Here is a 13,011-nt window from a genome sequence, read left to right on the forward strand (position 1 = left end):
TTTATCCTGTAGTAGAGGAAAATCTTTGATTCGACGATACTCTGCGTAATTCTCTGCTATCTGATGCCTTGAAAAAATCATCAGCGCCAGAATTTTTTCGTCTTGAAGAATGATCCGCGATCGCGGTAACGAACTTTTTTTTCTCTATCTCCATCCTCGGCATGGTTGCAATTAGGGCAACAACAGCCTGATCATTTAGGGGTGGCGAAAAAAAGTAACCCTGCCCATATTCACATCCTAGGGCTTTGAGCTTCAGCAACTGCTCCTCGGTTTCCACCCCCTCAGCAACGACATCTAATTTCAGACTGTGAGCTAGAGGGATGATCGCTTTGACGATATCTAAATTTTTTCCCTGCTTGTCTATGCAACTGATAAATGAACGATCGATTTTGAGCGTATCGATGGGAAGGCGGTGCAAATAGCTCAACGACGAGTAACCTGTACCAAAGTCATCAATGCTGATTTGGATTTGTCGCTGTTTCAGTTGTGCCAAGATAGTCGCCGCCGCCTCCGCATTTTCCAGGAGAATGCTCTCCGTAATTTCCAGCTTTAAGCTTTCAGCTTTTAACCGAAAGGCAAAGCATAGCTCGTCAATTCGTTCAATTAGTCCCGGTTGTACAAGTTCTCTGGCTGATAAATTGACACTAATGCTCAAAGGTGAGCTTTTGGGAAATCGCTCTTGCCAGAGGCTAAGTCGTCGGCAGGATTCCTCCAGTACCCATTCCCCCAAAGAGACAATCAGCCCCGTTTCTTCTGCCATCGGAATAAATTCACTCGGAGAAACCATCCCCAGCGTGGGATGCTGCCATCTCACTAGGGCTTCAAACCCAACAACTCTGCCTGTCGTGAGGGAAACAATAGGCTGATAGTTGAGATGAAGCTGTTGGCATTTGATCGCTCGTTGTAGGTCAGTTTCTAGCTGGAGGCGTTCAACGGCGTGAGTCTGCATGGCTCGATCAAAAATTGCCGAACCGCCCCTACCTTGTGTTCGGGCGTGGTGCATTGCCATGTCAGCGCCACGGAGAAAGTCTTCCGGTTGGTCATAACCAATAGTGCTGAGGACAATTCCAATGCTGGTGCTGGAGGAGACGACAAGACCATCGAGTTTGAAGGGAGTTTTTAGGGCTGTCTGAATTTGATCGGCTCTGTCTTGGGCTGACTGGGGGTTTTGAATATCTCCCAGGAGTAGGGCAAATTCATCTGTACCGACCCGTGCAAAAATATCTCCAGGGTTGAGGTACGTCTCTAGGCGACGAGCGATCGCCACTAGCAATTGCTCAGCTAGTAAGTGCCCTAGACTGTATTTAACGATTTGGTAGCGGTCGATATCCAAAAACAAGACGGCGAACAAACCGTGGAGTTTTCGCTGGCTTTGCTCGATGCGTTTCTGAATACTGTTGAGAAACGACCTTTGGTTAGGTAACCCCGTCAGGGTGTCATTAAACGCGAGGTATTCCAGTTTGAAGAGTGCTTGTTTGTGTTCTTGGCGTACCTGTGCTTCTCGAAGTTCCCGCTCTAGCGCCGGCACCAGTCGTGCAAGTTTCGCTTTGAGTAGATAGTCATGAGCTCCAGCGGTCATCGCGGCGGCGGCAGTCTCATCACCAATGCTGCCGGAAACAATAATGAAGGGGATGTCGAGCTGCTTTTCCTGCAACAACGCTAAGGCAACTGTGGCACTAAACTGCGGTATTGAATAGTCAGCGAGGACAATATCCCACCGCTGCTGATTGAGAGCCGCCATCATCGCGGCGGGTGTGTCTACTCGGAGATAAACAGGGTTGTAACCACCGCGTTCTAATTCATAGACCAGCAGCTCTGAATCCTCTTCCGAGTCATCCACAATCAATACTCGCACTGGCTTGTTCATTACACTCTTGCTATCGGGGGTACTTCATTCAACTGTAGCCAGTACAAGCCTAGTTGTCGCACTGCGTCTTGAAACTGGCTAAAGTCTACTGGTTTGCGGATATAGCTATTACAGCCAGTACTATAACTGTTTATCAGATCTTGTTGTTCGCTTGAGGTAGTCAAAATAACAACAGGAAGTAACTTTGTACGGTCATCAGCACGGATACGGCGCAAAACCTCTATGCCGTCAATTCTGGGTAACTTCAGATCTAGCAGGACAAGCGTGGGCAACGGGTTGAGTCTGCGGCTCGTCAATGTATCTGTGGCAAACAGATAATCCAGTGCTTGCACGCCATCGCGGGCAACAACAAAGTTCGGGGAAAGCCCACTTTCTTCAAAAGCTAGTAGAGTTAATTCTTCATCATCGGGATTATCTTCTACCAATAAGACAACTTGGCTGGTCATTTATTTAGTCTTAAGAAAATATTATTCTCAATATTTTCAGCTAAACTCAATGATTTTTGTAACGGTAATTCCACGACTCTTTAAGGAGATAAATCTCAGTAAAAGCATTCTAGCATTCATCCAAAAAGCTCATGGTGTAAAGTCTTTAAAATTTCGATAAGATCAATTACTAGAACTTTAAAAAGTAACCGATGTCGCTTTTATTTATGAAGCTAACGTAAATTGTGATCCGTTTTTAGTAGTATTTAAGCCAATTTTATGAAGGCAGCGTAAAGTAGAACGTTGCGCCTTGTTCAATTGCTGCTTGAGACCAAACTTTTCCCCCGTGGCGATGAATAATTCGTTGGACAGTAGCCAAGCCAATTCCGGTTCCCGGAAACTCACGTTCAGTGTGTAACCGTTGAAAGGCTTGGAATAATTTATCGGCATAAGCCATATCAAAGCCTGCTCCATCATCACGGACAAAATAGGCTAATTGGTCGTCAAATTGATCAGTAATACCAAACTCAATTCGGGCAGTATCGTGATGGGAGGTGTATTTCCAGGCGTTGTTGAGAAGATTTTCTAAAACAATTTGGAGGAGTTTGGCATCACCATTGGCAATTAAGTCAGGAGCGATCGCGATTTCAACTTCTCGCTGGGGTTGCACCTGGCACAGGTTGGCGACAACCATAAGAGCGATCGCGCTCAAATTCACTGGCGCGTGGCACATTTCGCTGCGGGTGATGCAGGAGAGCAGCAACAGATCGTCAATCAGTTCTCCCATCCGATGACTATTGGCACAAATTCGTTGCAGGTAGTGTTGCCCTTTTTCATCAAAGCGATCGCTATAACGTGTCAACAACACCTGACTAAAACCATTAATTGACCGCAGGGGCGCACGCAAATCGTGAGAGACGGAGTAGGCAAACGCCTCCAGTTCTAAATTGGCGGCAGTGAGTTGGGCAGTGCGCTCCAGTACGCGATTTTCTAGCTGTTCGTTGAGTTCTTGGATTTCCTGCTCGGCTTGTTTGCGTTCAGTGATGTCATACAAGATAACGACTGCCGCCGTAATTTCTCCAGAAACGTCACGAATCGGAGTCGAGCTAGTCAGCATCACCCCATAGGTACCATCACCCCGCAGCACGACAATCTCCTCTTTGGCGATCACTTCTCCCATCGTTAGGGAACGGGCTAGGGGCCACTCGTGGGGTTGGTAAGCTCGTCCATCGGGATGAAAACCCTTCCACTCCCGGTACTCTTCAATGCTGGCTGACGGCAAAAAGGGATGACGCCAGATTTGCTCGACTTGCTGGTTGCCCATCGTCAGCCTTCCCGAAGGTGCTTCGCCAATGAAGACTCCCGCAGGCATTTGTTGCAGGATTGCTTCAAGTTGCGATCGCTCTTGTTCGAGCTGCTTGAGCGTCAAGTCCCGTTCTTCCTCAGCCCGAACCCGCTCCGTAATGTCCATCACTGAGCCAATCATCCGGATTGGGTTGCACTCATCGTCATGAACAATATAGCCCCGGTCAATGACCAGACCATAAGACCCATCAGCGCGCCGATAGCGGTATTCCTCCGACCAGATGTTGCCACCGTTATGAACTACCGCATGAATGCTTGCTGTGTATCGCTCGTAGTCATCGGGATGGATCATCTCATCCCACCAGTTGGCATCAGGCGGGATATCTGCTCTTGAATAACCGCTTAAAGTCTCAATACCGTCATTCCACTCCAAGTGGTTAGTGACTATATTCCAGTCCCAAATTGCATCATTAGTTGCCCGTGCTACCAATTGGTAGCGAAGTTTTTCCTCTTGCAAGGCTTCCTCAACCCGCTGGCGTTCCAGTTCGGCTCCTGCTCGTGCCGCAAAGATACTAACAATGGATTTAGTCCGCTGCTCTTCTGTAAAGGGTTTATCATCTAGTACGCACAGATGACCGATCAACATTCCTGAAGTGTCGAACATCGGCACTCCCAGGTAAGACACCGCCTCCATACCGATAACGGTGGGATCTTTGGGAAAGAGTGTCTGTAAATTATCCGGGTAGTAATGTATTTCTTGGTGCTGAGTAACTAACTTGCAGGGACTTGATGCCAAGTCATACTCAAAGTTTTCCACCAACTGCTCCCCTGACCAGAAGGCAATGGCTTTGGCGCAGTCTACTTGCTGATCAACGCATTCCGACACCAGTGCATAGCGCACACCGAGGGCGGCGGCTAGGTGACGAACCAGCATCCGGAAAAATTCACTACCCGTCACCGCTGCTGTGCCAGCCACAAGGTTTTGCAGTGCTTCTTGGGCGCTTAAGCGATCGCTAATATCTTCGGCAATCTGAATAAAATACTTTGGCGTACCCGCCGCATCCCGCACCAGCGACACCGTTAAATTAACCCAGACGTGAGCACCATCTTTGCGGATGTAGCGTTTTTCTAAGGAGTAAGTCTGAATCTCCCCAGTTAAAATTTGGCGATAGTAGCCAACATTGACCGCTAGGTCATCAGGATGGGTAATTTTTGAGTAAGTCAGCTCTGATAGCTCCGCTACGGTGTAGCCAACAATGTCACAAAGCCGTTGGTTAACTAGAAGCAACCGTCCATCCATCGCGACTTGGGCAATGCCTACGGCTGCCTGATCAAATAGCACCCGGAAGCGCTGTTCGCTCTCTCGGAGTGCTGCTTCCGTCTGTTTACGTTTGGTCACATCGACTACTATCCCCGTCTGGCGGATAACATGACCGACTTGATCGCAAACAACATGCCCTTTTACTTCTAGCCAGTGGACACTTTGATCAGACCAAATAACGCGGAATTCAATCTGTAACTCTTCCCGGTTCTCAACGGCATCAGCCACCGCCTGCATCACAACTGCGCGATCGCTCTTATGGACGAAGTGGCAAAAATCTTCGTAGGTATTAATAAATTGCCCTTTTTCCAAGCCAAGCAGCACTTTTGTGTTTTCAGAACAAACCACTTTATTGGTAATTAGATCCCAATCCCAAATCCCCGTATTGGTGGCATTGAGCGCTAAGTTGAGGCGTGACTCACTCGTAAGCAATGCCGCTTCTGCACACTTACGCTCTGTGATGTCTACTGCCATCGAGATCACTAATCGTTTACCATCTACCAACTGACCTAAAGGAGCAGAACTGAACTCCCAAACACGGCTGATACCTGCTTTGGTTGTCAGCGTAAATTCTCCCTCATCCACTCGGCTCTCAAGCTTGTAAAGTCGCTCAATTTTATCGTGGGCGAGTTGGTAGGATTCTCCATACGCCCGTTGTGTCCAATCAGCTATCGTGGGAATCTCCGCGTGGGTGTAACCCGTCAATTTTGTCCAGGTGGAGTTGAGTTGCACCACTTCCCCATCTTCGGCATGAATCAGCATAGGAAACGGTGCATTGACAAACGCCTGCCGAAACCGTTCTTCACTTTGGCGCAGTTCTTGTTCTAAACGCTGCAACTGGCTCACCTGCGCCGCCAACTCTGCTTCGCGTTGCTGCCGTTCCCTCTGTACGAGGGCGTTATAGGTTTGAAAAAATGCGTCTAATTGGGGTTCAGCTTGCAGTAACGGCGCTAAATGCAATTGAGCGCGTTGATCCTCGGCAACACAAAGGTCGGGATAGCTTTCAGCCCATTGATGACAAAACTTGATGTAACCCAAAAATGCTACCCAATGACCATACAGTACAGGGCCTAAAAACGAGCGTACTTGGGCGCGACATGCCTCTGCTTTAGTAGGCTGGATAAACATAAATACCCCCAGGCGCACCAGAGCATCTTCCACAGCCGAATCAGGCTCGATCCCCGACGTAATATCGGGATAGTTGGGCTCGTCTGGCAAAGGCGATCGCTCCCCGATAAACTGCAAGTCCGCTGTGATATCTTCCAGAAGCATTGCTGCGGGTTGAGTAATGAGTTCCAGAATTTCTTGGGCAGATACTTCCAGCGATCGCAAGCTGCAACAGTGACACAACAGGCAGTATGAAACCGAACAATAGCGCGATAAGTAAGCAAAAATTTTTTCTTTTAATAAAGTCGGCAACGGGTTGAAGAAATAAGCACTGCGAGTCTGTTGCCAAAGAGATTCCAGCAGTTGAGGGATGTCAAGGGCTGGGGCGAAGAACGGGAGGAAATATCCGATTTCCGCTACAATTTCTGCCTGAATTTGGGTGCTGCTTCGCATGGGATGCACATTTATACGGCTAGGGGAGCTGTTTGCCTCAGTCATCATTCGTGACATTACACTACAGTTTTAGTCTGTGTCAGTGCCAATGACATTAGCTGAAAACTCCTGTCATTTATGCTATAGAGCATCAGGAGTAAAGAAGCAAGAAGGGCAGAGTGAGCTAGGGACAAACACTTTAGAGGCGAGTAATAAGTATCTTTATTAGTCGCTTATTTATTATTAATTCGTCATATTCTCTTAACAAGAACTACAATCATTAATCATCATCGTCGTCGCGATGTCGGTACTGAATCATGATGACGATAACTGTATTCGTAATCCTGTAGTCCTGGTTCGCGATCGCATCGCCCCAACTCCAAACAATTATTGTATTCCCCTACAGATTACCGCTCAACAAATTAAAAAATATTTGCTAAATAAGTAGACCCAAACAAATCAAACTTTGTGTTGCAATGTAAAACTTTCTTAAATTGATTTACAGTGCGGCCTTCAGCTCTGACTAAAAACCTTTAAGTATTCACTTCGTTCTACTTGGTGCGATCTTGGCTTTACCTTTACTTTTTTATAGATAAGTACCTCAACCTAAAAACAGAAGAGGTAGTAGCGTGTTAGGGGTAGCCATAACCCACGCTTTAAATTCAGCGAATTTAATATTTAACTAAGTTGATGCCTTAACAGTTCCATTAAAAAAAGGTTATATTTATTCTTCTTTTGCTTCTTCATCTAAACTATAAGAGAAATTTTCTCAAAGATAACTATTTGGATAGATGACAAGGGTGATTAAATCCCTGATAATTTGCTTTAGTAGCATCAACCCCTGTCCTGAAGAATACAACCTAAGTAAGTATTTTCTAGACAGTTGATAGTTGGCTGATTCACATCTTGCACCACCCTCCTAATCCTCCTGTTCCATGCATGGGGGGAACTGGTAATTAAAAAATTAGTTTCTCTCCTAATTTATGGGGGTTAGTGCAAGATCCGAATTGAGCAACTTTTGCGGCTTGGTGAGAGGGTTTAAGAGGAGGAGAGGATATGTGGATTGAGCGACTAGCGCGGTTAGGGTATGCCGCCAAGGGAATTGTGTATGCGATTGTTGGTGTACTTGCTGTACAAGCAGCATTTGGGCAAGGTGGCAGAACGACGGATACTCAGGGCGCTCTGACAACGATCGCCTCACAGCCTTTTGGTAAGTTTCTCTTAGCCTTGGTAGCAGTTGGGCTGGTGGGTTATTCGCTTTGGCGCTTTGTGGAAGCGTGGGCAGATCCCGATAACAAAGGCTCTGATGCGAAGGGATTAGCAACGCGCTTCGGTTATGCCATTAGCGGTCTGATTTATGCGGGTTTAGCCTTTAGTGCTATCGGACTGATTTTAGGAACGGGAGGCGGCGGTGGTGGTGACAATACTCAGCAAGACTGGACAGCAAAGGTACTGGCTCAACCATTTGGTCAATGGCTCATTGGGTTACTGGGGGCGCTTATTATTGGTATTGGCTTTTATCAGTTTTATAAAGCCTACAGTGCCAAGTTTCGCAAAGAGTGGAAACTGCGGGAAATGAGTTCTCAGGAGGACACTTGGGCAACGCGCATCGGTAGATTTGGGTTGGCAGCACGGGGCGTCGTTTTCGTAATGACTGGTTTTTTCCTCATCCAAGCAGCACGTCAATCCGATGCTAGTGAAGTACGAGGATTAGATGGGGCATTACAGGCTCTAGCGCAGCAAGCTTACGGTAAATGGCTGCTGGCGATCGTTGCCCTTGGGCTAGTTGCCTATGGTCTGTACATGGGAGTGCAAGCACGATATCGGCGGATTTCTAGCCATTGAGAAATTCATTTATAATCACTTCCCGACCCATAGATCAGGGCATCAAGCCAGCGATGGTAATAGTATTGCGCTACGGGGGGGAGAGTTTTTGCCAGGGGTGTCATTAACTGCGCCACGGGTGACAAGCTTGCGTATAAACCCAAGTTGATGTAATGAATCATCCAATCTAATAGCGTGGTGATTCCTACTTGGGGAATTACAGGCAGTACACATCCGAGCTTAGTAAATGACGTTAACAAAAGCGTTTTAGATAAACCGGAAAACTGTACAACATCCTGGAGAAATGGACGCAACACATCATCTCCTAGTTGTTCCATCGCCTGAAAAACCGCCGTCAAGAGTTGATTGATTTGATTGGCAGTCAACTCTTGACTTATCTCCACACTCATAGCGCGTTGAAAGAGCCAGGTGATGGCAATATTGGGTTGATAGGGTTGCAGTTTTGCTAAGGCATTCCGCGAGAGGGTGTCACTTGTCAACGCCTCATGAGTTCCTTCGGTGAGGCGCTGCAGATGCCTTACCATTGCACCAAACCCACCAAAGCTAACAGGGGACTGATTGCCACTGCTATCACCCACAGGCAAAATCCGATTCCAAGGCGATCGCCCAGGACTTTGGCGGTAGGAGGGAAAAAACCCAAATAGCGCCCGTTGAAATTGGAGTTGGGAGAGTTCGACGTTTTGGTACTGGGGGAGTAAGCGCAGATATTCGTCAAAGAAAAACTCCAGACTAGGACGTTCGGGATCAGCATCCAGATAGCTGAAGAGATAGGTCGTTCTACCATCCCGTGCCGGAAAGGCTTCCCAAAAATACTGGCACTGATTCTCAATGGGTGTAAATGATACCAGCAAGTCACCCGTTTCATTATGGGGAAATCCTTGAGCGCAACTTCCGACAACGACACAGACACCTTCTGGTTTTTCCCCGTTTCGTGCTTGTCTGACAATGGGAGAAAAATTGCCCATTGCATCAACGAGTAACCGGGTTTTTAAACCGCCTGCGGCTTCGACGAAGATGCCATCGGGATGAACCACTGCGCCTTCAAAGGCAGTCTGCTCGAAGAGTTTGCCTCCCGCCGCTAGGAATTTTGATTTCAATGTTTCGAGGAGAAAGACGGGATCGACGCCAATATTGAGTACATCCCTGATCCAGAAATCTGGGCCTTCGTGAAAGCTGACACGCGCCGGGTTATATTCAGTAGCGATCGCTTGCTGTAATTCTGCCTCTGAGAGCAAGCCCAGTTCCAGAAAAACCTCAAGTTCCTGACGCGAAATATTCCACTCCTGATCGCGTCCCCGTAATAGTCCTCGCTCCAGCAGTGCTACGCGCCAACCTCGATACTGCAAGGCAGCCCCTAGCAAAATTCCCAAGGTGCCACCACAAATTACAACGTCCCAATCAACGCTGCCTAAGGCTTCAGGGCTTTCTTTAATAACGTTGGGAACGGGTGCTGTATCTTCCCGTAAGGCTTGCCAAAACTGGTCTGCCTTCCGCAATCCTCCCAAAACATCTCCGGGTAACTGGGAGAGAATTTGTTCAGTTTGGCTCATAACGGTTTGTTGCTTAAGAGGCTTCTCTATTTCCTTTTATCCTATTTGGCTTACGGTGATGAGAACAAAAGGGAAACAAGGAAGAAATACCTCACCTTAGTACTTCCAACGTTTCAGACTCAAAACCGCATTCTGTCCTCCAAAACCAAAGCTAAAACAGAGGGCGTGGCGAATTTGGCTGTGGCGAGGGGTGGTGATCAAATCTAAATCAAATACTGATTCTGTTAACCCCACGTTGGGTGGCAAAATCTGATGTTTCAAACTCATTAGGCATAATGCTGTCCCCAACGCTCCAGATGCGCCGAGGGTATGTCCTGTCGCTCCTTTAGTGGAACTGACGGGAACTTTGCGAGCAAACACTTTCTCAATCAACTGCGCTTCGTGTTGGTCGTTTAACTGAGTTCCTGTACCGTGGGCGTGGATGTAATCAATATTAGTGGGGGCAAGATGGCTGCGTCTGAGACAGTGCCAAACGGCAGCGATCGCACTTTTTCGATTGGGATCGGGCGCACTAACGTGATAGGCATCAGCCGTTAAACCAAATCCTAAAATTTGACCGTAAACTGCTGCCGAACGCTCTCTGGCTAACTCAGCCGACTCCAGTACTAGTACTGCTCCTCCTTCTCCCAGCACCAATCCTTCTCGCTGCCGATCGAAGGGATAGGAACCGGTACGAGCCAGCGCCCCCATTTTGTGAAATCCTGCCAAGGTGAGGGGAGTAATCGGGGCTTCTACAGCTCCAGCAATCACTCGCTGACATTGGTTGGTTTGAATCAACTCAAAGCCTTGGGCGATCGCCCAAATCCCCGTCGCACAAGCTGCCATTGGTGCGAGTACAATTCCAGTTGCACCAATTTGATGTGCCGCCGCGATCGCTCCTTGGTGGGGGAGAGTATCTAACCAATCTATCTGTCCGTTACCAGCAGATGGCGTTGGTGTACCTGCCAGAACGCATTCCTGCGCCAGTTGCTCCCACGTCGCTTGAGCGCCTCGACTTGACCCAATGACGACTCCACAATCTGGCGCAGGCGTAGAAATATTAGCGTCCTCAATTGCGGCGGCGACGGCTTGCTGAGTGAGCCACTTCAAAGTAGTGGGTTTTTGCTCAACTATTGCTAAGGGTCGCTTGGGTAGCTCAAGAAAGGGCTGACATAACCCAATACCCGACTCACCTACCAAAAGACTCTGCCAACTAGGTTTTAGCGTTCCCAAGGCAGAAACTAAACCAATGCCAGTAACAACAACGTCTACCAAGTGCCCGCCGCAACGATCATCTCAACCAAACCTGCTATTTTTTCAGGTTTTCGAGTCCTTGTGTCACCTCAGCTTTTTCGATGCGATCGCCTTGTTGGATTTTGTCTACAACATCCATCCCTTCAACGACTTCGCCAAAGACTGCATAGCTACCGTCCAAAAACGGTAATTCTGCCAAGGAAATATAAAACTGCGAGGATGCCGAATCGGGCATCGACGAACGCGCCATCGCTACCGCGCCGCGAGTATGTCGTAACACTGGCGCAGCCGTGACTCCAGCTTTATCCAATGTTTGACTGTAGACGGGTTTTTCTGCCCCTTGAGGCTTGATTTCTAACGGAACGTAACGGGCTGTAGAGGTGGCGGGATCGTTGAAACTTCCCGTTCCCAAGCGCTCGACCGGGAAATTTGGGTCTTTCCCTTGAGGGTCACCTCCCTGAACCACAAACGGTTGTGGCTCTCGCACGACCCGGTGGAAAACCAATCCATCGTAAACACCGCGTTGAACTAAATCAACAAAGTTTCCAGCGGTGATGGGAGCCTCATCTCCATTGACTTCAATTTTTATCGGTGAGCCTTTAACGGTCATAACTACCGTGGCTTTGCCTTCGAGAGTGGGTAAATTGTTCACTTGTGGGCTGCTCGTTTCAGTAGCGGGTGTAGAAGTTGTGGCAGTCGTTGCGGAATCGTTTGGGTCTAGGGAGTCTGCTTCTGGATTGCTACATCCCCCCAAAACCAAGCCGCCAACGACTATCAGCAATACTAACCAGCGTTGGATTTTTATCTGCATATTTTCTGTACCAAATAGTAGCCTGAGCTACTGACTCATATTAAGCAGATATGCCTCCGCCAGAGCCAAATTTTTACATGCCTTCAAGGGGAACTTCCAAAAAACGTGCTAATTCAGCGGCTTGGTTTTCTAGTTCCTTTAAAGAGAGTGGTTCCCCGACGCGAGTCAAAGGAATCGCTTGCCGTCCTTTCACTCGTAGGTAAAGGGCGCGACGTGGATTGAGTCCTTCTTTGATTAGCGCCTGCACAGATTGGACATCTTGTGTGCGGCAGCTAAACTCAATCTGGCGGTTTTTACCAGGATAGCCCCAGCGAAAAATCTTGACTAAGCCTGTCTCTTTGTTGAACTCGTTATAACCGCCTCCGACATTCCAGAGGATAACTAGCCACAAGTAAAGCGCCAGTAGTATCGCCGCCACCCCATAAAATCCCATCGCTATGCCTTGAGGGACAAAGAGTAATTCGGTAGGGTCTGCAAAGGGCAGTAAGTTGACCTTGAGATAACTGGAAAGTCCCGCTAGGAAAAAGCCAGTACCTCCGATAGAAACCACAATTGCCCACCAGTAATTACTGAACCGTCGAGAGCCTAAAACCGGCTGACTGAGTACTTGATCGTCTTTAGTAGTTGTCTGTGCTGTCATGAACTGATCCTGCTTCCCGACTCAAACTCAATTAATGGGTAACAAACACTGTCACTACTATGACATTTATGGCTATGGGGGCGCTAGCACCGAGTTAATGTAAAGAAATACTGAGAAAACATGTATTCTTTTGTAAATTTTCTGATATTCATTAATATTATATTTGTTAGCGTTAAAAGCCTGATCCCTCTAGGGAGTGGGTAGACACCTAGCAAATGTGATACTTTAAGAAAAATTAACTTAATGTAGACTAGTTATCTAGCCAGCGATCCCTGGATGTTTGACACATCCACTAAGAATCTGGGTCAAATTAACTGACAATATTCTTAGAAACCCCACGCTTGAAGTGGTGGGGATGTCGAAAATAAACGCTTTTCGCGTTCGATTCAGAATCCTTAGTAAGGTTAAGAGGATTTGAAACTATGACAATAGCAGTTGGACGCGCGCCAGCAGCCAGAGGATGGTTCGACACCCT

General features: G+C 47.7%; 9 protein-coding genes. 2 read left to right on the forward strand and 7 right to left on the reverse strand.

From position 1 onward, the window contains the following. Position 1 precedes the first annotated feature (1 nt). From AC5JR3_RS22135 to AC5JR3_RS22145, 3 genes are all read right to left on the reverse strand, one after another. Positions 2-1,867 (reverse strand): putative bifunctional diguanylate cyclase/phosphodiesterase, encoded by a 1,866-nt coding sequence (locus tag AC5JR3_RS22135; protein ID WP_495848716.1) that lies wholly within the window; start codon positions 1,865-1,867, stop codon positions 2-4. Continuing rightward, entirely contained in the window at positions 1,867-2,313 is a 447-nt protein-coding gene (locus AC5JR3_RS22140; RefSeq protein WP_495848717.1) for a response regulator, read from the reverse strand. Before AC5JR3_RS22140 ends, AC5JR3_RS22135 begins: the two co-directional genes overlap by 1 nt. Positions 2,314-2,569: 256 nt before the next feature. After that, positions 2,570-6,526 carry a PAS domain S-box protein gene (locus tag AC5JR3_RS22145; protein WP_495848718.1) on the reverse strand — a complete coding sequence of 1,319 codons (3,957 nt, stop codon included), beginning with the start codon at positions 6,524-6,526 and terminating at the stop codon, positions 2,570-2,572. 232 nt (positions 6,527-6,758) lie between these two features. Here AC5JR3_RS22145 and AC5JR3_RS22150 point away from each other — a divergent pair, with 232 nt between their 5' ends. Both AC5JR3_RS22150 and AC5JR3_RS22155 read left to right on the forward strand, forming a co-directional pair. Next, the gene (locus AC5JR3_RS22150; protein WP_495848719.1) at positions 6,759-6,905 is read left to right on the forward strand and encodes a hypothetical protein; all 147 of its coding nucleotides are present in this window, start codon (positions 6,759-6,761) and stop codon (positions 6,903-6,905) included. Positions 6,906-7,513: 608 nt separating this feature from the next. Next, a complete protein-coding gene (locus AC5JR3_RS22155; protein ID WP_495848720.1) occupies positions 7,514-8,302 on the forward strand; it encodes a DUF1206 domain-containing protein in 789 nt (262 codons plus the stop codon). Positions 8,303-8,307: 5 nt separating this feature from the next. Here the strand turns inward: AC5JR3_RS22155 and AC5JR3_RS22160 are convergent, their stop codons facing one another. From AC5JR3_RS22160 to AC5JR3_RS22175, 4 genes are all read right to left on the reverse strand, one after another. Continuing rightward, positions 8,308-9,852 (reverse strand): FAD-dependent oxidoreductase, encoded by a 1,545-nt coding sequence (locus tag AC5JR3_RS22160; RefSeq protein ID WP_495848721.1) that lies wholly within the window; start codon positions 9,850-9,852, stop codon positions 8,308-8,310. Between the two features lie 96 nt (positions 9,853-9,948). Continuing rightward, positions 9,949-11,106, reverse strand: coding sequence for a beta-ketoacyl-ACP synthase (locus AC5JR3_RS22165; RefSeq protein WP_495848722.1), 1,158 nt, complete (start codon positions 11,104-11,106; stop codon positions 9,949-9,951). A 34-nt stretch (positions 11,107-11,140) separates the two neighbouring features. Beyond that, positions 11,141-11,896 (reverse strand): peptidylprolyl isomerase, encoded by a 756-nt coding sequence (locus tag AC5JR3_RS22170; RefSeq protein ID WP_495848723.1) that lies wholly within the window; start codon positions 11,894-11,896, stop codon positions 11,141-11,143. A 73-nt stretch (positions 11,897-11,969) separates the two neighbouring features. After that, a complete protein-coding gene (locus AC5JR3_RS22175) occupies positions 11,970-12,536 on the reverse strand; it encodes a photosystem I assembly protein Ycf4 (protein ID WP_495848724.1) in 567 nt (188 codons plus the stop codon). Between the last annotated feature and the right edge of the window lie 475 nt (positions 12,537-13,011).

It is taken from the genome of Kastovskya adunca (genome assembly GCF_059505785.1).

Excerpts from the sequence above, each read along its gene's own strand:
- AC5JR3_RS22135 (WP_495848716.1), bottom strand. The coding sequence starts at position 1,867 with ATGAACAAGCCAGTGCGAGTATTGATTGTGGATGACTCGGAAGAGGAT.
- AC5JR3_RS22175 (WP_495848724.1), bottom strand. The coding sequence starts at position 12,536 with ATGACAGCACAGACAACTACTAAAGACGATCAAGTACTCAGTCAGCCG.
- AC5JR3_RS22145 (WP_495848718.1), bottom strand. The coding sequence starts at position 6,526 with ATGATGACTGAGGCAAACAGCTCCCCTAGCCGTATAAATGTGCATCCC.
- AC5JR3_RS22160 (WP_495848721.1), bottom strand. The coding sequence starts at position 9,852 with ATGAGCCAAACTGAACAAATTCTCTCCCAGTTACCCGGAGATGTTTTG.
- AC5JR3_RS22150 (WP_495848719.1), top strand. The coding sequence starts at position 6,759 with ATGTCGGTACTGAATCATGATGACGATAACTGTATTCGTAATCCTGTA.
- AC5JR3_RS22170 (WP_495848723.1), bottom strand. The coding sequence starts at position 11,896 with ATGCAGATAAAAATCCAACGCTGGTTAGTATTGCTGATAGTCGTTGGC.
- AC5JR3_RS22140 (WP_495848717.1), bottom strand. The coding sequence starts at position 2,313 with ATGACCAGCCAAGTTGTCTTATTGGTAGAAGATAATCCCGATGATGAA.
- AC5JR3_RS22155 (WP_495848720.1), top strand. The coding sequence starts at position 7,514 with ATGTGGATTGAGCGACTAGCGCGGTTAGGGTATGCCGCCAAGGGAATT.